Origin of the sequence: Nitrincola alkalilacustris, from assembly GCF_008973755.1 — a bacterium.
Taxonomy (GTDB): domain Bacteria; phylum Pseudomonadota; class Gammaproteobacteria; order Pseudomonadales; family Balneatricaceae; genus Nitrincola; species Nitrincola alkalilacustris.
Map to the genome: position 1 here is coordinate 574,221 of NZ_WBOM01000001.1, position 21,173 is coordinate 595,393.

General features: G+C 53.8%; 17 protein-coding genes. 16 read left to right on the forward strand and 1 reads right to left on the reverse strand.

Going from position 1 to position 21,173, the window contains the following annotated elements; genetic code table 11:
- Positions 1 to 2 precede the first annotated feature (2 nt).
- Complete coding sequence (locus F7R27_RS02640) at positions 3 to 4,052, reverse strand: hybrid sensor histidine kinase/response regulator (RefSeq protein WP_420846608.1); 4,050 nt, start codon at positions 4,050 to 4,052, stop codon at positions 3 to 5.
- 183 nt (positions 4,053 to 4,235) lie between these two features.
- Here F7R27_RS02640 and F7R27_RS02645 point away from each other — a divergent pair, with 183 nt between their 5' ends.
- From F7R27_RS02645 to fliM, 16 genes are all read left to right on the forward strand, one after another.
- Positions 4,236 to 4,499, forward strand: coding sequence for a DUF4212 domain-containing protein (locus tag F7R27_RS02645; RefSeq protein WP_151702652.1), 264 nt, complete (start codon positions 4,236 to 4,238; stop codon positions 4,497 to 4,499).
- Between the two features lie 6 nt (positions 4,500 to 4,505).
- Entirely contained in the window at positions 4,506 to 6,272 is a 1,767-nt protein-coding gene (locus tag F7R27_RS02650; RefSeq protein WP_151702653.1) for a sodium:solute symporter family protein, read from the forward strand.
- A 145-nt stretch (positions 6,273 to 6,417) separates the two neighbouring features.
- Positions 6,418 to 6,924 (forward strand): hypothetical protein, encoded by a 507-nt coding sequence (locus F7R27_RS02655; protein WP_151702654.1) that lies wholly within the window; start codon positions 6,418 to 6,420, stop codon positions 6,922 to 6,924.
- Positions 6,925 to 7,079: 155 nt separating this feature from the next.
- Positions 7,080 to 7,352 (forward strand): DUF4212 domain-containing protein, encoded by a 273-nt coding sequence (locus F7R27_RS02660; protein WP_240776176.1) that lies wholly within the window; start codon positions 7,080 to 7,082, stop codon positions 7,350 to 7,352.
- A 30-nt stretch (positions 7,353 to 7,382) separates the two neighbouring features.
- Positions 7,383 to 9,173, forward strand: a complete 1,791-nt coding sequence (locus tag F7R27_RS02665) for a sodium:solute symporter family protein (RefSeq protein WP_151702655.1) — start codon at positions 7,383 to 7,385, stop codon at positions 9,171 to 9,173.
- A 48-nt stretch (positions 9,174 to 9,221) separates the two neighbouring features.
- On the forward strand, positions 9,222 to 11,060 hold the full coding sequence (locus tag F7R27_RS02670; RefSeq protein ID WP_151702656.1) for a putative nucleotidyltransferase substrate binding domain-containing protein: 1,839 nt from the start codon (positions 9,222 to 9,224) through the stop codon (positions 11,058 to 11,060).
- A 3-nt stretch (positions 11,061 to 11,063) separates the two neighbouring features.
- Positions 11,064 to 11,690 (forward strand): 3'-5' exonuclease, encoded by a 627-nt coding sequence (locus F7R27_RS02675; protein ID WP_151702657.1) that lies wholly within the window; start codon positions 11,064 to 11,066, stop codon positions 11,688 to 11,690.
- Positions 11,691 to 11,873: 183 nt separating this feature from the next.
- A complete protein-coding gene (fliE, locus tag F7R27_RS02680; RefSeq protein ID WP_151702658.1) occupies positions 11,874 to 12,221 on the forward strand; it encodes a flagellar hook-basal body complex protein FliE in 348 nt (115 codons plus the stop codon).
- Positions 12,222 to 12,237: 16 nt separating this feature from the next.
- A complete protein-coding gene (gene fliF / locus F7R27_RS02685; protein WP_151702659.1) occupies positions 12,238 to 13,908 on the forward strand; it encodes a flagellar basal-body MS-ring/collar protein FliF in 1,671 nt (556 codons plus the stop codon).
- Entirely contained in the window at positions 13,901 to 14,893 is a 993-nt protein-coding gene (gene fliG / locus F7R27_RS02690; protein ID WP_151702660.1) for a flagellar motor switch protein FliG, read from the forward strand. Before fliF ends, fliG begins: the two co-directional genes overlap by 8 nt.
- A 103-nt stretch (positions 14,894 to 14,996) precedes the next feature.
- Positions 14,997 to 15,638 (forward strand): flagellar assembly protein FliH, encoded by a 642-nt coding sequence (locus F7R27_RS02695; protein WP_168927407.1) that lies wholly within the window; start codon positions 14,997 to 14,999, stop codon positions 15,636 to 15,638.
- A gap of 12 nt (positions 15,639 to 15,650) precedes the next feature.
- Positions 15,651 to 17,012 carry a flagellar protein export ATPase FliI gene (fliI, locus tag F7R27_RS02700; protein WP_151702662.1) on the forward strand — a complete coding sequence of 454 codons (1,362 nt, stop codon included), beginning with the start codon at positions 15,651 to 15,653 and terminating at the stop codon, positions 17,010 to 17,012.
- A 59-nt stretch (positions 17,013 to 17,071) separates the two neighbouring features.
- Positions 17,072 to 17,518 (forward strand): flagellar export protein FliJ, encoded by a 447-nt coding sequence (gene fliJ / locus F7R27_RS02705; protein ID WP_151702663.1) that lies wholly within the window; start codon positions 17,072 to 17,074, stop codon positions 17,516 to 17,518.
- A gap of 98 nt (positions 17,519 to 17,616) precedes the next feature.
- Positions 17,617 to 19,587 carry a flagellar hook-length control protein FliK gene (locus tag F7R27_RS02710; protein ID WP_151702664.1) on the forward strand — a complete coding sequence of 657 codons (1,971 nt, stop codon included), beginning with the start codon at positions 17,617 to 17,619 and terminating at the stop codon, positions 19,585 to 19,587.
- 80 nt (positions 19,588 to 19,667) lie between these two features.
- A complete protein-coding gene (locus tag F7R27_RS02715; protein WP_151702665.1) occupies positions 19,668 to 20,168 on the forward strand; it encodes a flagellar basal body-associated FliL family protein in 501 nt (166 codons plus the stop codon).
- 12 nt (positions 20,169 to 20,180) lie between these two features.
- The gene (fliM, locus tag F7R27_RS02720) at positions 20,181 to 21,161 is read left to right on the forward strand and encodes a flagellar motor switch protein FliM (RefSeq protein ID WP_151702666.1); all 981 of its coding nucleotides are present in this window, start codon (positions 20,181 to 20,183) and stop codon (positions 21,159 to 21,161) included.
- Positions 21,162 to 21,173 lie beyond the last annotated feature (12 nt).

A 21,173-nucleotide genomic window follows, 5' to 3' on the forward strand; every position in this document is an offset into this window, starting at 1 on the left:
ATTCAGCGAGTCTGTGCAATCACCTTGTTTATCATTGCGCGCAGCGAGGCTGGCTTGATGGGTTTGGTCAGCAGGTGGGTTCCAAAGGCTTCAATCTCCTCTTTCACCTCATCTGTACGATCTGCGGTAATGACAATTGCAGGCACCGGTTTGGACCAAAGGGGCTGAAGCTGCTGCAGCGCCATGATGCCGGTATGTACCTCTCCCAGATGGTAGTCGGCCAGAATGATATCCGGCTGAAAGCCCAGTGTTGTAACCTTTTCCACCGCTTCATTACCCGACAGGGCTGTGCAGGTTTCACAGGACCAGCCTTGCAGGAGTGCAGACATTCCCTCCAGAATCTTCGGTTCGTTATCGATCACCAGTACCTTGATGCCGTTGAGTCCCTTGCTGCGTATCCAGCCGCGTTGCTCCGGCTTGCTGCGTACCGCCTTGTTGGGATCGCCCAGAGGAATGGTGACGCTGAACACCGAGCCTTTACCTGGCCAGGAGCGAACATCGATCTTATGCCCCAGTACCCGGGCGATACGCTCTGTGATGGCAAGTCCAAGCCCCAGGCCTTTTACCTCGCTGTGACGAGGGTTGTCGATACGCTTGAACTCTTCGAAGATCTCTTTCAGCTTGTCTGCCGGAATGCCGACACCTGTATCCCACACCTCAAGTCGAAGCGATTGGCCCCTGCGCCGCGCACCCATCAGAACCTTGCCGGATGAGGTATAGCGCATAGCGTTGGACAGAAAGTTCTGCAGGATTCTGCGCAGCAGAGTTGGATCAGAGAAAACGACCTGGCGGCAGTTGACGGAGCGGAAAGACAGGCACCTGTCCTTCGCCAGTGCACTGAACTCGGCACCGAGGTTCTGAAAGATAACGTCCAGCGCAAAATGGCTTGGTGCAGGTTCCAGTGCGCCGGCATCCAGCTTGGAGATATCCAGAATCGTTGTAATCAACTCCTCGGCTGCGTGCAGTGATCCGTCCAGATTGCTGACCAGTTGGCCTATCTCAGGATTATGGCTCTGCTGTGCCAATGCCGATGTGAACAGGCGGGCGGCATTGAGCGGCTGCAGCAGGTCGTGACTGGCTGCAGCCAGAAAGCGCGTTTTACCCAGGTTGGCCGCTTCGGCATCGGCCTTTGCCTGGCGTAACTCATCCTCCATCAATGCCCGGATGGTGTTCTCCTTGCGTAGCTCCTTGTTCACCACAGACAGGGCCTGAGTACGCTCGCGTACGCGCTGCTCCAGATTTTCATTGGTTTCCTGCAGGGCTATCTCGGCTTTGCGTCGCTCGGTGATATCCTGATAGAGCGTAAAGTAACCCAGCAGGTCGCCATGCTCACCCTGATGTGGAATATAGGTCACTTCGGCAAAACGTGGTGTGTCACTGGTACTCGGAAGCTCGATCTCAAAGCGCTGGCGCTCACCGGCGATCACTTTGTCAATATATTGACGTCTGAATTCGTACTCTTCGCTTGACAGTACGCGGTAGCAGGGCAGGCCAGAAACAGCATGGCGGTCGATATTATAGGTGTCGGCATAGGCCTTGTTAACGAACAGGTAGCGCCTGTCAGGGTCGAGATAAGCGATCAATACCGGAACATTATCCGTGTAGATACGGATATTCTGCTCACTTTCGCGCAGCGCCTCCTCGGTGCGCTTGTGCACCGTGATATCCATATAGGTGTTGACGTAACCACCGTTGGGCATGGGATTGCCACGCACTTCCAGCACCGTGCCATTCGGCCGATAGCGCTCGTAGGCGTGTGGGTTGCCTTTTCTGAGGGTTTTCAGGCGAACAGCGACATGCTCTTCGACATCGCCTGGCCCGTACTCGCCGTTGCGTGCGTTGTAGCGGAAGATATCTTCAGCCGGCCTGCCAACGCAGATCAGACCATCCGGGTAGTCGAATATCTCGGCATAGCGCTGGTTCCAGGCAACCAGTCGCAGCTGCTGATCAACCACGCTGATACCGAGGCTGATATTCTCGATGGTGGATTGTAGCAGGGAGCGGTTGAAGCGCAGAGCCTGCGAAGCCTCATCCACAATGGTGACGACATCGCCCAGTTGCATCTCCTTCCCGCGCAGTGTCGAGTCCATCACGATACGCGCAGACGACGCGCCGATAGCACCCGCCAGCAGGCGTTCGGTGTACTGAATCAACTCAGGCGCGGCCTTGTCGCCAGCCAGTGGCAGCTCCTCGTTACGTTGCAGTGCAAATCCGGTAAAGGCATGCTGGGTTCGGCTGCTGCCAAGAAAACGTTCGATCAGCATCTGCAGATCACCGACGGTGACATGGCCCAGCAGGCGCGAATGGTCAGACAGATCCTTGTTGTAGACATTGATATAGGCGCTGGCCTGAATTCGATCCACCAGGCGGGTAACCGACAGGCGTGAAACCAGTACAAAGAGCAGAATATTGACGCTCAAACTCCAGAATACACCGTGGGTCAGAGGGTTGAGCCCGCCCAGACCAAATAGTGAGGTGGGCTGCAGCCAGCTTGGCAGTTCTGAGCCGGGTGGCAGTAAGGCATCCAGCTCACCCGGCAGTATCTGCGCTGCACGCATGGTGGGTAGCACCAGCGTATAACACCATAGCAGCATGCCAGCCGTCATTCCTGCCAGTACGCCCTGGCGGGTACCGGCTTTCCAGTAGATGCCGCCGACAATTGCCGGCAGAAACTGAATGGCTGCCACAAATGCCAACAAGCCGAAAGAGGCCAGCGGACCATGATCTCCCAGAATGCGATAATAGAAATAGGCCATCAGCATCAGGCAGAAAATAGTGATGCGTCTTACTCTCAGCAGCAAGGCACCCAGATCACTGGAGCGGGATAGCTTGAGCCAGCGGATGCGCAGCAGCAGTGGCATGACAATATCGTTACACACCATGGTGGATAGCGTGATGCTGGCCACGATGACCATGCTGGTGGCCGCCGACAAACCACCGATAAAGGCGAAGATAGCCAGATACTCCCAGCCATGCACCAGGGGCAGCATCAGAACATAGGAGTCGGCATCGACCATACTGCCGGAAAAACTGTTCAGCCCGGCAACCGCAATCGGCAGTACAAACAAGCCCATCAGTATCAGGTAGACGGGGAAAAGCCAGCGCGCCATCAACAGGTTTCGTGGGTTGGTATTTTCGACAACTGTGACATGGAACTGGCGAGGCAGGCAGATGATGGCAGCGCAGGCCAGAATGATCTCTGTCAGGAAACTGCCTGAGAAAGGAGAGCTGAATTTGCTGTTATGGCGTAGCTGATCACTGACACTGCTCATCATCTCCGATATGCCACCAAACAGGCCGAACATGACAAAGAAGCCGACGGCAAGAAAGGCGGTCAGCTTGATGATCGACTCAAAGGCAACCGCAAGAACCAGCCCTGGATGATGCTCGGTTGCGTCAATATGCCGGGTGCCGAACAGAATTGAGAAGATCGCCATCAGTATTGCAACAAACAAAGCGGTATCGCTGCCCTTGCTGAGCGCTTCGGTAGCACCCGGAGCTATGGCGTTATAGCTGATCGCAACAGCCTTCAACTGCAGTGCGATATAGGGCATGGTGCCCAGAATCGCGATCAGTGTCACCAGCACAGCCAGGCTCTGGCTTTTGCCATAGCGTGAGGAGATAAAGTCGGAGATGGTGGTGATGTTCTGCTGTTTACTGACCAGTATGATTTTCTCAATCATGCGCCAGCCAAGCAGGAATACGATGACCGGCCCGACATAGGTTGCCATGAACTCCCATCCGGTGGAGGCGGCCCTGCCCACTGCGCCATAGAAGGTCCATGATGAGCAGTAGACTGCCAGCGACAGAGAGTAGATGACCGGGTGGCTCGCCCAGCGCATCCCGGTTTCGCTTTTGTCACCATAGTATGCAATTGCAAACAGCAGCAGCAGGTAGGCGATCGATATGAAGATGATAATCCAGCCGGAGAGCATAGTAGCGACTTCGATAGTGACGTTGGGACAAGTGTAACGCGTTATTGCAAGGGTTTGGCAGTCTGGCAGGAGCAAAATAACAACTTTGGCTCTTATACCATTGTATAGGAGTGTCATCACGACGCTCTCTTTTGTCTGCTGTTAACTCTATGATATTTATAGATATTCTCTTATTATTTGATGAAGGTCAAAAAAAGCTGAGACTAAAGTCGGGGATTTTCTGGACCAGACTGTTTGTTAGATTGAACCTGTCCTTTTCCGAGAAACCTCTCAATAACAACAAAATGGGGGAAAGCTGTTATGGCGGACCAATCTGATAAAGCGGCGTTGTACTGGAAGGCGAATCTGCGCCTGATAGTCATTAGCCTCGCAATCTGGGCCTTTGTGTCCTATGGCTGTGGAATACTCTTCCGCCCCTTGCTGGCCAATATTTCGATCGGGGGCACTGATCTGGGATTCTGGTTTGCGCAGCAAGGTTCGATTCTGACCTTTATCCTGCTGATCTTCTTCTACGCCTGGAGAATGAACACGCTCGATAAAGAACTGGGTGCAGGCGAGGAGTAATACCAGATGAGTCAATTTGCAATCAACCTCTTGTTCGTTGGTGCTTCTTTCGCCCTCTATATCGGTATCGCGGTATGGGCACGTGCCGGCTCAACCAAAGAGTTCTACGTTGCCGGTGGTGGGGTTAACCCGGTCACCAATGGTATGGCCACTGCGGCCGACTGGATGTCTGCGGCATCCTTCATCTCCATGGCGGGTCTGCTCTCCGTGGGTTATGTCAACTCCTCCTTCCTGATGGGTTGGACGGGTGGTTACGTACTGCTGGCGATGCTGCTGGCACCTTACCTGCGTAAGTTCGGCAAATTCACGGTACCCGATTTCATCGGTGATCGTTTCTACAGCCAGGGTGCTCGCCTCACGGCGGTTGTCTGTCTGATCATCATGTCGGTCACCTATGTTATCGGTCAGATGACCGGTGCTGGTGTTGCCTTCTCACGCTTCCTTGAAGTGAGCAGCTCGGCCGGTATCTGGATCGCGGCGGCTATAGTCTTCATCTACGCCGTATTCGGTGGTATGAAGGGTATCACCTATACTCAGGTGGCTCAGTATGTCGTACTGATTGTGGCCTACACCATTCCAGCCGTCTTCATCTCGCTGCAGTTGACCGGCAATCCTATCCCGATGTTCGGTATGTTCAGTGAGCACACTGAGTCTGGTCTGCCACTGTTGCAGAAGCTGGATGAAGTGGTTCGTGAGCTTGGCTTCCGTGATTACACTGCTGATGTTGATAACAAACTGAACATGGTGCTGTTCACCCTGTCTCTGATGATCGGTACTGCTGGTCTGCCACACGTTATCATCCGTTTCTTCACCGTACCTAAAGTCTCTGATGCCCGCTGGTCTGCCGGTTGGACACTGATCTTCATTGCGATCCTGTATCTGACAGCACCTGCTGTTGCATCCATGGCGCGTCTGAACCTGCTGACCACCATCTATCCTGATGGCCCGACTCAGCCGGCTCTGGAGTACGCCGATCGTCCTGACTGGGTTAAAACCTGGGAAACGACCGGTCTGATCCGCTTTGAAGACAAGAACAATGATGGACGCATCCAAATGTATGCCGACACGACGCCTGCAGGCATCGCAATTGCGCAGGAGCGTGGTTGGGAAGGCAACGAGTTGGTGGTGAATAACGATATCCTGGTTCTGGCTAACCCCGAAATCGCGAATCTTCCACCCTGGGTTATCGGTCTGATTGCAGCCGGTGGTATTGCAGCGGCACTCTCCACTGCGGCGGGTCTGTTGCTGGCGATCTCCTCTGCGATCAGTCATGACTTGATCAAGAACATCATCAATCCGAAGATATCTGAAAAAGGGGAGATGCTGGCAGCCCGTATCTCAATGGGTGGTGCCATACTCCTGGCAACCTATCTGGGCTTGAATCCACCCGGGTTCGCGGCGCAGGTGGTAGCACTGGCGTTTGGTATCGCAGCGGCATCACTCTTCCCTGCGCTGATGATGGGTATTTTCTCCAAGCGGGTGAACAGCAAGGGCGCAATTGCCGGTATGCTGACCGGTCTGATTGCAACCCTGCTCTATATCTTCACCTTCCTGGGCTGGTTCTTTATTCCAGGAACTGCCACTCTGGCTAACACGCCTGATAACTGGCTGTTCGGTATCTCTCCACTCTCCTTCGGTGCAGTGGGTGCGATGTTGAACTTCGCGGTCGCCTATGGCATATCAATGATGACTGAAGAGCCTCCACAGGAAATTCAGGATCTGGTTGAAAGTGTGCGCTCACCTCACGGTGCCGGCGGCGCAGTCAGCCACTGATCTCTCTCAGGCTTCAGGCTGATCAAGGCCCCCATATGGGGGCCTTTTTATTAAACCCACTTCTTGCTGATCTGCCATGCAGGCCTTGACGTCGCATGCATGCTCGGCAGAAGATGCGGTTTTGCTCACAGAAAGGAAATGTGCGATGTTCTGGGATTTAGTTGGTACTGTTTTTTCAGGCCTCGGGGCTGCGGGGGTTGCGTTTTTTTTGCGTGCCCTGAGCCGTAAGCGCTTGCCGGTCTGGCTTGTGCCTGTGTTTGCCGGTGTCGGAATGATGGCGTATCAGATCTATGGTGAGTACACCTGGTTCGATCACAAGCAGTCGCTGCTGCCAGCCGGGTCTGTCGTGCTTGAAACCCATGATGTGAAACTGCCCTGGCGCCCCTGGAGCTATCTGTTTCCGCAAACGCTGGAGTTTACTGTGCTGGATCAGGCTAACCTGCGCCGTATTGAGCAGGATGATCAGCAGATAGTCGAAATGGTGATCTACCGCTTTGAACGTCGCACCTACGACCGGGTTGAGATTGAGCCGCAACTGCTGAACTGTCTGACCGGCGATCTGGTGCCTCTGACAGAGCAGGGGCAGCCCCGACTGGAGCTTGCCACACGTATAGAGTTGGATAGTCGTCTCGCGCAGTTGACCTGCCGCTAGGCGGGCCATCCGGCATCGGTCGGTACCTCCGAGGCACTGGCGTTTCCGGTTAAGACTAATGTCGGGCTTCTCTTGGCCGCCTCCTTTGTTAGATTGATGGTTGCTGCTCTGATGGATCAGCAGATAATCAAAATAATAAAGTGAAGGGGGCGCCCATGCCCAAGCCCATGTCCACGCACCAGGATACTGTTCGCGCTTACTGGCGAGCTAATCTGCGCCTGATAGGTATCTATCTTGGAATCTGGTTTGCAGCTTCATATGGCTGCGGCATCCTCTTTGTTGATCTGCTGGATCAGTACAGTCTGTTCGGCTATCCGCTTGGCTTCTGGTTTGCACAGCAGGGCTCAATCTACGTGTTTGTACTGATTGTATGGGGCTATATGTTCAGTATGAACCGTCTGGATAAGCAGTACGATGTTCAGGAGTAGCGCGCCATTCAGGCATTCGGAGATGGCAGCATGACTCTCAATGTGCTGACTTTTCTGTTTATCGGCGCCTCCTTTGCACTTTATATCGGCATAGCCATATGGACTCGCGCCGGCTCAACGCGTGAGTTTTACATTGCCGGTGGTGGTGTTTCGCCCATGGCGAATGGAATGGCGACTGCAGCCGATTGGATGTCAGCGGCCTCATTTCTGTCTCTGGCTGGCGTTATTGCCTTTATGGGGCGGGATGGCTCTGCCTTTCTGATGGGCTGGACCGGTGGCTATGTGATGCTGGCTTTGCTGCTGGCGCCTTATCTGAGAAAGTTCGGTAAATTCACAGTTCCGGATTTTATCGGTGATCGCTACGACGCAAGCCTGGCCAGAGGCTTGGCACTGCTGTGCGCCATTCTGATCTCATTCATATATGTGGCCGGTCAGATGCGAGGCGTAGGGATTGTCTTCTCCCGCTATCTGCAGGTACAGATCGAGTGGGGTGTGCTGATCGGCATGGCGATAGTGTTCTGTTATGCCGTGCTGGGTGGTATGAAGGGGATCACCTACACCCAGGTGGCTCAGTACTGCGTGATGATCTGTGCTTTTCTGGTGCCTGCTCTGTTTTTGTCACTGCTGATGTCAGGGCATCTGCTGCCTCAGCTCGGGTTGGGTGCACAGCTGGATGATGGTCGGACAGTGCTGCAGACCCTGGATGAGATGCTGACCGAGCTGGGGTTTGATCCCTATACCCAGGGGCAAAGGTCTACCTGGGATCGCTTCATGCTGACGCTGGTGCTGATGTGTGGAACGGCTGGTCTGCCGCATATCATTGTACGTTTTTTTACCGTGCCGAATGTACGCGATGCCCGCGAGTCGGCCGGTTGGGCGCTGGTTTTCATTGCACTTCTGTACACCTCTGTGCCGGGTGTTGCCGCGTTTGGCAGGATCAATCTGATTCAGACGCTTAATGGACCTGATCAGCAGGGGGTTGCCTATGAGGCGATGCCGGACTGGTTCAGAACCTGGGAGGGTGCCGGTCTGATCGCCTGGCATGATCATAACGGCGATGGCCGGGTGCAGTACGCGGCGGGGAGCGTAGCTGATGGTGGGCGCCCTGTTTTCAGCGGTGAGCGTGGTGAGATGGGAGAGCGACTGCTGTCCAACCCTTCCAGCGGCGAGTTTGATCCGACACGGCAGCCGTTCGCATCCGAGATCTATATTGATCATGACATACTGGTGCTGGCAAATCCCGAGATAGCCATGTTGCCTGAATGGGTGGTAGCGCTGGTGGCGGCGGGTGCCGTTGCAGCTGCGCTGTCGACAGCGGCAGGGTTGTTACTCGTGATATCGACATCCGTATCGCATGATCTGATGAAGAGAACCCTGAGGCCGAACATGTCGGACAGGCAGGAGTTGCGCTTTGCGCGCTTGTCTGCAGTGCTGGCGCTGTTGTTGGCCGGCTATTTCGGGATTAACCCGCCGGGGTTTGTGGCTGAGGTGGTGGCGCTTGCATTCGGTCTGGCGGCTGCCACTGTTTTTCCGGCAATCGTGCTGGGAATCTTCTGTCGGCGCATGAATTCAGCCGGCGCAGTGAGCGGTATGCTGGTTGGTTTGTTCAGTACCCTGGCCTACGTGATCTACTTCAAGTTCATGGGTGGTCAGGAGGCCCAGTGGGTGCTGGGTGTGTCGCCCGAAGCCTTTGGTGCGTTGGCGATGGTGCTTAATTTTGCCACTGCCCTGGTGGTGATGTGTCTGACACCGGCTCCACCGGAGAGTGTGCAGAGGTTGATTGATAATGTCCGTATACCGCGTGGTACAAGATGGCAGTAGACGGGCGATAAGCAGAGTTTTTCATTCAGATTTTCAGGAGTATAGCGCATGCCCGATTCATTCAATATGGAGAATCTGCCGTTCAGTCTGCTGAGTGAGCAGGAGCAGAAACTGCTGCGCAACCATCTGGATATAGGCTATTTCCAACGAGGTGAAACGCTGATTGCAGCCGGTCAGGAACCTGAAGGGCTGTTTATCATCATGAAAGGACGGGTCGGTGAGAGTGATCTGTCGGATGCCTCGGGCGATACAGAGGAAAAGAGTCACAATGTGTTTGTCCATTATGAGGATGAGGACTATTTCGGTGGCTGGTCGGTCCTGAATGGCAAGGCAATCCATAACTTCATCGCTGTTGAAGAAACCATCTGCCATATTCTGCCAACACGGATACTGCTGGATCTGATTGCCGGGAACCCAATGTTTGCGGACTACTTCCAGCAGAATCTGACGGCCAAACGTGAGATCGCTGACCAGTATGGGCAAAGTCAGGATATGGCGGAGTTCATGCTGGCACGTATTACCGATGGCATCATACGTGAGCCTTTGATTGTGCCGGAAAAAACCAGCCTGCGTGAAGCCACTCAGTTGATGCGTGAGCATAAGGCTGACTGCGTGCTGGCAAAGCGCGGCAACCGCTATGGCATGGTGACGGGGACCGATCTGCTGGATGCTGTGGTACTGAATGGCAAACCATTGGAGGAGGATGTGGCGGATATCGCCAGTTACCGTCTGATCAGTATTGATCCTGAAGACTACCTGTTCAACGCCCTGATCATGATGACTCAGCAGCAGATTGAGCGTGTGGTCGTGATGCGGGGGAATGAGTTGTGTGGTGTTGTGGAACTGACTGATGTGTTGAGTCATTTTTCCAGCCACTCGCATGTGATCGGGTTGAGAGTGGAGCGAGCCAAAACGGTCGAAGAGTTGCGTCAGGCAGCTCGGGGGCTGACGGAGCTGATCAAGGCGCTGATCTCGACCGGTGTGCGCATTCGCTTCACGATGGAGCTGCTGGCTGCGATGAACGGGCGGATACTGGGGAAGCTGTTTGATCTTCTGATCCCGGTTGATATGCGACCACATGTCTGCCTGATCGTGATGGGTTCGGAAGGGCGGGGTGAGCAGATCATGAAAACGGATCAGGATAATGGGCTGATCTACAGAGATGGTCTTGACTGGCCGGGAATGCATGATGCCATGAAAATTTTCAGTGATACGCTGATCTCTTTTGGCTTCCCCCCTTGTCCCGGCAATATCATGGTATCCAATCCTGAGTGGGTTAACACTACCAGTGACTGGGCGGCGAAGCTCAGCCGCTGGGCAGAGAGTTGTGAAGGGACGTCCGTCATGAATCTGGCGATAGCGGTTGATGGCAAGCCCGTGGCAGGCAACAGTGCCCTGTTCAAGGCGGCCCGCGGCGCCTTTCTGCGCAATATTCGTAATAATGATATTTTCTATTCACATTTTGCCAGGGCATCGCTGAATTTCGAGACGCCTTTGACATTCTTTGGTAGCCTGAAGGATAAAGGGCAGCTGGATGTCAAGAAAGGGGGAGTGTTCCCGATCGTACATGGCGTCAGAACCATGGCGCTTGAGCACCGCATACTGGAAACCAATACCTTCAAGCGGATAGAGGCGCTGGTCGAGATGGGTCAGATGCAGAAGTCGATGGGCGATAATCTTTCTGAAGCTCTGGCACTGTTTATTCAGCAGCGTCTGAAGCAGCAGATAATAAGAGTGGATGAGAGTGATACGGGTATTGATGAAACACCAAACATGGTGGATCTGCAGAAGCTGTCCAAGCTGGATAGGGAGCTGTTGCGTGATGCCTTGCGCATCGTGAAGGATTTCAAAAAGTTTCTGACTTTACACTACCACCTGAGTAATTGAACGATGATTCTTCCGCGTACGATAAGACGCTTCAAGGAGCGACGAGAGCATCGGGATGGCCCTTATGCCGAGCTTTTTGAGGCCTATAAAGGAGATGAGGTTGTTTCGCTGGACTGTGAGACAACCAGTCTTGATGTTTCCAAGGCAGAAATTCTCTCCATAGGCGCTGTGCGTATAAAAGGGCGCAAGGTGATGACCAGCGATCGCCTGGATATACGTTTGAAACCACCTGCCAGTCTGACTGGAGAGTCCATCAAGATTCATAAGATACGGGCAGCAGACCTGGTTAACGGTATTGAGGTTGAGGAGGCGCTGGAGCAGGTGCTGGCCTTTGTAGGAAATCGTCCGATACTGGGCTATTACGTGAATTATGATATCAAGGTAATTGATAAGTTCATGCGCCCGATTTATGGGTTTGGTTTGCCAAACAAGGCTGTTGAGCTATCTCATGTGTATCACGACATCATCAAATGGAAAAGTATCGGCGGCGATATTGACCTGAGATTTGATACCATTTCAAAAAAGCTTGATGTTCCCATCATCGAGCGTCATACCGCACTGGGCGATGCTATTACTGTCGCGCTCATGTATGTGCGTCTCAAGCATGGTTCACCGCCTTCGGTTGGCTGAGAGCCGGCGCTGTCATATCTACTGAAGCAGGTATTGGCCTGTTTTTTGCATTATTCGTAGTTGGTGATTGGTCTGCCAGCATAAAGTGTCAATTTATTATCACTTTATGCGTCAGTCTTCTTGTAACCGCTCACCATGCAACTATAATGTCAAAAAAATGCCGTTTGTGGATGGGTTGTTAGCATGATTGAACGTGCCGATATCAACAGTGTTCTTGCTCAGATGAAAGCGTTGAGAGGGGAGGTGCAGCAGGGCGTTCGCCAGCTGGAGATCCCGGGCGCAATCCAGTCTGATAAGGCACCTGAGCGCACGGGCTTTGGAACCTTGCTGAAGTCAGCTGTCGATCAGGTCAACGAGCAGCAGAAGGTTGCCAATAATATGCGTGAGTCCTATGAGCGGGGTGATCCGGGTATCGATCTTCCTCAGGTGATGATTCAGGCACAAAAAGCGTCTGTTTCCTTTCAGGCCATGGTGCAGGTAAGGAATAGACTGGTTTCTGCATATGAAGAAATTTCAAAAATGCCAATTTGATCTGGGCCGAGCATAAATGGAAAACGCATCAGGGCAATTGGGTAACAGGGGTGGAATACTGGCGGGCTTTAACAGTCTCGGGATTCTGCGCCAACTGGGTTTGATGATAGGGCTTGCGGCCAGTGTCGCTATTGGCTTTTCAGTGGTCCTCTGGTCTCAGCAGCCTGATTACCGTGTGCTTTTTTCCAATATGGAGTTCGCGGATGCGAATCAGGTCATCGACCAGCTTCAGCTGTATAAGGTGCCCTACAAGTTTGATACCAGCTCAAGATCGATTCTGGTTCCGGAATCGCATGTTCATACCGCTCGGCTGCGTCTGGCTGCGGAAGGGATAACAGCCGATAAGACAGTTGGCTTTGAGCTTTTGGATAGGGAGCAGGGGCTGGGTACCAGTCAGTTCATGGAAACAACCCGGTATCGTCGGGGTCTTGAAGGTGAGTTAGCGCGTACTATCAGCAGCATGACCTCGGTGCGCAGTGCACGAGTGCATCTGGCAATACCCAAGGACACCGTTTTTATTCGCGATCAGCGCAAACCGCGGGCATCTGTGTTTCTGGATCTTTTTTCCGGTCGCCAGCTTGAGCGTGATCAGGTGGCGGCTATTGCCAATCTTATTGCGTCCAGCATACCCGAGCTTGATGTTCAGGACGTAACCGTGGTGGATCAGCGTGGGCGTTTACTGAATACGCGTGATGTTGATGTGGATGTGGTGCTCGCGGCCAGGCAGCTTGAATACACCCGCCAGGTGGAAGATACCCTGGTCAATCGCGTCAACAGTATTCTGCAGCCTGTGGTCGGGTTGGGTAACTTCCGGGCGGAAGTGTCTGCTGATATCGATTTTACACAGATAGAGCAGGCAGATGAGCTTTATAACTCGGATCTGCCTTCACTGCGCAGTGAGCAGACAATGGAGGAGCGGCGAGCTGCAGGGGCGCAACCCGCTGGCGTGCCGGGTGCTCTGGCCAATCAGCCTCCGGGAGCAGCTACCGTGCCTGAGGTTGCCAATGGTGAAGGTGGTGTGCAGCAGGCTGTGAGTGGTACCAGTCGGAATCAGGCAACCCGTAACTTTGAGCTGGATCGCAGTGTCAGTTACACGCGGCATCAGATGGGGCGTGTCAATCGTTTGACAGTTGCTGTGGTGGTGGATGATCTGCCGGTAACAGACCCGGAAACCGGTACGCGTACCCGTGCAGCCTGGACGGAGGCGGAACTGGAGCGGCTGCGTCTTCTGGTGCAGAACGCTGTCGGCTTCTCGGCGCTCCGAGGAGACAGTATCGATGTTATCAATTCGCCTTTTATTGCTGATGAGCCATTTGAATTTGACGAGCCGGCATTTTGGGAAAGTGATCTTTTCTGGACGCTTATAAAGCAGTTGATGGGGGCCATCTTCGTGCTGGTTCTGATTCTCGGAGTACTGCGCCCCATACTCAAGAATATTACCGAAGCTGGGCAGAACAAGCCTTCCGGTGGCCTTGGGGCAGCCGGTGAAATATCGGCCGAGCTTGATCAGTTGGCAACCTCCGGGGTTGCCGATGACCGGGTGACTTTCAGCGGTACTGAGAGTGGTGTTTTGCCTACCCCGAACGAGAGCTTTGATTATCAGTTGAATGCTATTCGTAGTATGGTGGCTGAGGATCCTGCGCGAGTGGCGCAGGCGGTGAAGCAGTGGGTTGTGGAAAATGAGTGAGCTGAACAGTATTGAGAAGGCAGCGGTGCTGCTGATCAGTCTGGGAGAAAATGACGCTGCCGATATACTCAAGCATCTGGGACCGAAAGAGGTGCAGATGATCGGCGAGGCGATGTCGCGTCTGGATAACATTCCGCAATCGAAGGTTGAGGCTGTTGTCAGTGATTTTCTCAATGTTGTCGGTGATCAGACGGGTATCGGCATCAATAATGACCGCTATATCCGTACCATGCTCAATCGTGCGCTGGGTGAAGAGAAGGCCAAGACTCTGATTGATCGCATCCTGTTCAGCACCAATACTTCCGGCCTGGATACTCTCCGCTGGATGGACCCGCGACAGGTTGCTGAGATTATCCGCTTTGAGCACCCGCAGATACAGTCTGTCATCATCTCATATCTGGAGTCGGATCAGGCTGCCAGTGTATTGAGCTATTTTGATGATAAGGTCAGGCTCGACATCATGATGCGCATTGCCGCACTGGACCGTATTCAGCCGCAAGCACTTCAGGAATTGAATGATATGCTTGAAACCCAGTTCAGCGGCCCGCGCTCGACACAGTTGACCCAGATTGGTGGTGTCAAGGCGGCAGCCAATATCATGAACTTCATTGAGAGCAGTATTGAAGCTGAGTTGATGGAGAACATCAAGGAAACGGACGAATCCCTGGCCAGGCAGATTCAGGATCTGATGTTTGTATTTGATAATCTGATTGATGTGGATGATCGCGGCATTCAGGTCATTCTGCGCGAAATTCAGACAGATCAACTGGTGATTGCTCTGAAGGGGGCCGATACTGCACTGCAGGAAAAAATATTCAAGAATATGTCGAAGCGTGCTGCTGAGCTTCTGCGTGATGATCTGGAGGCCAAGGGACCGGTCCGGGTCAGTGAGGTAGAGATGGCGCAGAAGGAAATACTGTCAGTAGCCCGACGCCTGGCTGATGAGGGCGAGATCTCTCTGGGTGCCGGCGACGATATGATTTGATCAGCTCATGAAGCCTGAACAGAACCAACCCGTCAGAATTCCTGCCTCAGAGGTAGGAGAGATTGCCCTCTGGAAACTTCCTGAAATGAAGGGAGGGGGTGAAATGAAGGCGTTGCATCGCGAGCAGGCGCCTGAAGTGGTCGTGGTAGAGGAAGAGATAGTTGCCGAGAAAGTGACGCTTGCCGAGCTTGAAAAGATCCATGAAGAGGCTTATCAGGAGGGGTTGGGGGTCGGGCAAAAGGAGGGCTTTGAGCAAGGGCAGAAAGCTGGCTTTGAGCAGGGGGTCGAGCAGGGTATTGCTGCAGGTCAGGACCAGATCAGTGCTCGCCTGGTGTTGCTGGATTCGCTGATTGAAAAACTGCAGAAACCGCTGGCAGAGCAGGAGGCGGTGCTGGAGGAGGCGCTGGTTAAGCTGTCTCTCAAGCTTGCCGAGAGTGTTGTCAAAGCTGAGCTGAAGTCGCGTAGCGACCTTCTGGCGGCCAGTGTGCATGAAGCGCTGGCGCTTATACCGCAAGATAGCGGGGTAGTGAAGCTCTATCTTCATCCGGATGATTGTGAACGCTTTTCAGAGCTGCCGGATATTGAGAATCTGACGCTGATTGATGACCCTGAGTTGACCGAAGGGGGGTGTCGGGTCTCCTCCTCATATACGCATGTTGATTTCACCGTTGAGCAGCGTATTGCCGAAGTGGCCAGTCAGTTACTGTTGCGCCTGGGCTCCGGGTCAGCGTCTGACTCAGATTAACGGGGAGGGTACATGTCTCTGCATGAGCGCTTGAATCGTTATGCCAGTCTTGAATATGAGTCTGCGCGTCCACGGGCGCGAGGCCAGATCACGCGCCTGATAGGATTGACCCTGGAGGCAGTGGGGCTGCGCGTGGCGCTGGGCGACTATTGTCTGATAGAGGTGACACCGACGCTTAGTGTTGAGGCTGAGGTGGTCGGCTTTTCCGGCGATCGTGTCTACCTGATGCCGCTGGATGCTGTCGACGGCCTGCAGCCAGGTGCTGTTGTCAGGCCTCAGGCGGGTGCGAGTATGGTGCCCGTTGGTTTTGGTCTGCTCGGGCGTGTTCTCAACGGCATAGGTAAGCCTCTGGATGGAAAAGGGCCGCTGGATGCGGAGGATTATGTCCCGCTAGCAGGTGAAACCATCAATCCGCTTAAGCGCCACCCTATTGATACTCCACTTGATGTTGGCATTCGTGCCATCAATGGCCTGCTGACGGTAGGGTGCGGACAGCGTCTGGGGCTGTTTGCCGGCAGTGGTGTCGGCAAGTCGGTGCTGCTTGGGATGATGACGCGCTATACCGAGGCAGAGATCACAGTCGTCGGGTTGATCGGTGAGCGTGGTCGAGAGGTGAGGGAGTTCATTGATCACAGTCTTGGTCCGGAAGGGATGGCCAAATCTGTGGTTGTTGCGTCCCCGGCTGATGACTCGCCATTGATGAGGTTGCGTGCGGCGCAGTTGGCTACGCGGATTGCAGAGTATTTCAGGAGCCGCGGCAAGAAGGTTCTGCTGTTGATGGACTCCTTGACCCGTTATGCCCAGGCGCAGCGCGAGATAGCGCTGGCGATAGGTGAGCCGCCAGCCACCAAGGGGTATCCGCCATCAGTTTTTGCCCGGTTGCCGAAGCTGGTTGAGCGTGCCGGTAATGGTGAGCATAACGCGGGCTCCATAACAGCTTTCTATACGGTTCTGACGGAAGGGGATGATCAGCAGGATCCAATTGCGGATGCGGCGCGTGCGATTCTGGACGGACATATCGTATTGTCACGATCACTGGCAGAGCAGGGGCACTATCCTGCCATCGATATTGAAGCTTCCATCAGCAGGGCGATGCCTCAGATTATCGATTCGGCACAGTATAATCTCGCCATGCAGTTTCGTCGTTACTACTCGAAGTATCAGCAGAATGCCGACCTGGTGTCTGTAGGTGCTTATGCACGGGGTAGTGACCCCCTGATGGATAGAGCGATTGAACTCCTGCCGATGCTGAATGCCTATCTGCAACAGGGGATGCAGGAGGAGATGCTGTATCAGCGCAGCGTGCAGGAGCTGGCGATGGTTTTGTCGCCACCACCGACGAATGAGAAGGCAACACCGACCACGCGTCGCTGACCCGTGTTTCATGAATGCGCGTGCGGTTCATGTAATATCTGGGTTAACAGGGTGAAAATATGAAAAAAAAGCGCTCTCAGCGCCTGAATGTGGTTCTGGACCTTGCTCGCCGTAAGCGCGAGATGGCGGATCGTTACATGGCAGAAAGTCGTCAAAGGGTTGTACAGGGTGAGCAGCAGAAAAAACAGCTTGAGATCTATCTGCAGGAATATCAGGAGCAGTTCACCAGGGCTGGGCAGTCTGGATTGACTGCGGTTGCGATGCAGACGCATCGCTTTTTCATTGCCAAGATACAGGATGCTCTGCTGAAGCAGGAGGAGACGCTGAAACAGGCCAGATACCAGCTGGAAATGGTAACGGAGCACTGGCGGCAGGCCTACAGACATTTCCAGGCGATTGAAAAACTGCAGGTCAAGGCGCTTGCGGCAGAGCAGCAGTTGCAGGATAAAAGGCTGCAAAGTGAAATTGATGAACGTTCGCAGTTGCAGCGTGCCAGAGGAATATAAGTTGTACCGGCCATCCATCCGTAGATGTGTAAGGAAGGGAAAGTAGAGCTGGCCTTGAAATTGCATAGTCTCTGTAACTATTTATTCAGGAGAGATGCATGGCCGCGCAACTGACCGGTTTTATGTTATCCGGCCCGACTTTGGCACTCAGTCTGCCAGCTTCTGCTGCTGTCTCAGGGCAGCCGGGTGCGCAGCACGCAGGCGGGCAACTGCAGGCCGCGGGCTTTTCCATATGGCTTGGGCAGGCTCAGGCTGCGTCTGCTGGAGCCTCCAGTATTTCGCAGGCTGGTGGCGAAAGTTTGCCGCAGGATGGCATGCAATTGCCGCCTTTTCCTGTTAAAAACGGCAAAACTCAGGATGCAGCAGATGGTCGTGGGTATGATCTTAAAAGTGGCAATGAGAGTGGTTCGGCGACTCCTGGATGGCTGTTCAGCGGTAATAACCTGAATTTTGATTCAGGTGAGTCTGCTGGAGCCTCTACTCAGCCATCTGATGACACCCAAATGATGCTGGATACTGAGGATCTTGATGCTCTTCTGTCTCTGCTATCGCCACAAGAAGATGATGGCGGGCAGGCAGCCTCTCGGCCTGATGCGATTTCAGCTGTTTTGGCGCGTCTGCAAGACTTGTTAAATGGTGGCGGATGGCAATTCGATAGTGATGCTGAGCAGCTCGGCATTGACAGCTCTACCAGAGAAAAGCTGGCAGAGTGGCTGGATGCTCTGAGTGCGCTTCTCAATGACCCGGATAGCGAGCACGAAGGCAAAGGAGCTGATCTGTTGCAGGCTCTTTTCGGTGAGCTTGATACGAACGGTTTGCCGCCTGAACTGACCGCCGAGCAGTTGGCGAGGATTGAGGTTGCATTGCAGCAGTTACAGCAGGCTTTGCAGCAGGCGCTTCAGGCTGAATCTGAGCAGGCTGACATGATTGCCGATGGTCGCCTGCTTGCTCGTGAAGCGTTGGAAAAAGTGCTTGAGCTGTTGTCCGAAAGGCTGGCTCAGGTTAGAGAGCAGGGTGAGATTTCACGTGAGCGCATTTCAGCCAATATGTCAGTTGGCGTTGACGGGCAGGCGGGTCGTCAGTTGGAGGCTCAGGCGCGTGCAGAGAGTTTGGCTGCTGCAGAAGACCGGGCCCAGGCTAAGGCTGTGGCTGATGCGGTCAGGACGGACGCAATGAGAGCTGCCGAAGAGGTCAGAGCTGGCAGGGTTGATGTTGTTGAATCAATCAAGACGGAGGACAGGATGACTTCTGAGGCTGCCAGGGCTGAGCGCTTATCTGTTACCCCGCCGCCGGGTATTCAGCCTGACACAAAGCAATCCGAAATGGATGGCCGGTCTCAGGCTTCGTTAGTCAACCGAGCGCCTGAATCCTTGCAGTCCTCTTCGACGCCTCCTCCCTTGCATGAGCGCCAGGGTCCACTACCAGCTACTCCTGAGCAGCAAAATACCGACCGTGCAAGAGCGGCCTTTACAGATCAGTTGCTCCCGCAGGAGCGAGGTGTGGATCAGAAGGTATCTGGTGAAGCGCTCAAGCAGAGTGATGTTCCCCAGCAGTCTGTCAGGCTGGAGTCCGGGCTGACGTCAACACCGGCTCAGAGTACGATGGCTGCCAATAGTGTGCCTGCCGATGCAACTACTGCAGCCAAGCAGGCTGCATTGGCGCAGCAGTTGCAGAATCCCGCCTGGGCAAGGGCGATGGGTGAGCGTGCCATCATGATGACGCAACAGGGGCCAAGGTTTGCGGAGATCAGGCTGGACCCTCCTGAATTGGGAGCATTGAAGATCAGAGTGCATATTTTGCCAGGTGATCAGGTCAGCCTCAGCTTCAGCTCGCCAAACGCAGCTGTTCGTGATGCTCTGGAGCAGAACATGCCGAGATTGAGGGAGATGTTCGCTGAGCAGGGGCTGAATCTGATGGATTCATCTGTGTCAGATCAGGCTCAGGAGGATAGGGCGCGGCAGAATGCGCAGCGCTCAGGGGACTATCGCAGTGGTGATGAAAGCGAAGAGATGCTAGAGCAAGGGGGGCAAAACGGCCGTCGATTGGGGCTTGTTGACTATTATGCCTGATCAGGATGCTTCAGCCTGAAAATCAGTGTGTTATATTAACCTCATAACCCGGAAGTTTCTGTAGCAGTTATGAGGTTGGTATGGCAGACGAAAACGAACAGGAAGAAGGTGCAGCAGCACCGAAGTCAAAAAAGAAGCTGTTTATCATTTTGGGCGCGGCAATACTGCTGGTTGTGTTGATTGGTGGTGGGGCAGGTGCTTATTTTTTCCTTTTCGACAAAGAGCCCGCTGAACCGGTCAGGCAGGAAGCGATCTATACTAAAGTACGCACGCTTGAAGGGCGCCCATCCTTTGTGGCATCGCTTCAGGCTGAGGGTGGCAGTCGCCACTTCATGCAGATATACGTTGAGGCAAAAAGTCGCGATCAGAAAGTGGCGGATGCGCTCGATGCTCACATGCCATTGATTGTAGCGCGCCTGAATGCCCTTTTTACTACTCAATCCGTTCAGCGACTGCGTACCGTAGAGGGCAAGCGTGCCTTGAAATCTGAAGGTACTGAACTGGTTCAGCAGATCATGATGGAAAAGATCGGTGAGCCGGGAATTGAGACACTACTCTTCACCGACTTTGTAATGCAGTAGCGGAGCGCACCTATGTCAGTCAAGGATCTGCTTTCGCAGGATGAGATCGATGCGCTGTTGCATGGTGTCGATGATGGCGACGTAGAAACCGATGATGCTGAGGTCGACGATGGCAGCGGCGTAAGGCTTTATGATCTTGCCAGTCAGGAGCGAATCGTTCGTGGGCGCATGCCTACGCTTGAAATGGTCAACGAGCGCTTTGCCCGACAGGCACGTGTCACGCTTTTCAACCTGTTGCGCCGCACGGCTGATGTAACCGTCGGCGGCGTGCAGGTGATGAAGTATGGCGACTATATTCACACCCTTTATGTTCCTACCAGTATGACGCTGATGCGAGTGCATCCCTGGCGAGGTACTGCCTTGCTGATCATGGATGCCAAGCTGGTGTTCAAGCTCGTGGATCAGTTTTTCGGTGGTGATGGTCGTCATGCCAAGATAGAGGGGCGTGATTTTACACCGACTGAAACCCGCCTCGTGTATAAAACCGTGCATCAGCTCTTCAGTGATCTTGTGGATGCCTGGCGCCCAGTGGCAAGTGTGCGTTTTGAGCAGGTGGGGCATGAGTTGAATCCTGCCATGGCGAATGTGGTTAACCCCAGTGAAGTGGTGGTTGTCAGTACCTTTCAGGTGGATCTTGAAGGGGGGAGTGGCGAATTTCACGTTACGTTGCCCTACTCCATGATTGAGCCTATTCGAGATCAGTTGATGTCATCCTTTCAGAGCAGCGAAACCGAGAAGGATGATCGCTGGCTCACCTCCTTGCGCCGCGACATAATGCTGGCGGATCTTGATATTGAAGTGGTGGTGGCAGAGAAAGAGATGACGCTCAGGGATGTCATGGAATTTGAAGTGGGTGATGTGATCCCGATCGATATTCCCGATATGCTGATGCTTAAGGCTAATAATGTCCCGATGTTTACCTGCCAACTTGGTACTTCGCGTGGTAATCTTGCAGTTAAAGTGGTCGAGCCTGTAAAGCGGGTTGAAGAGTAAACACTGATGGTG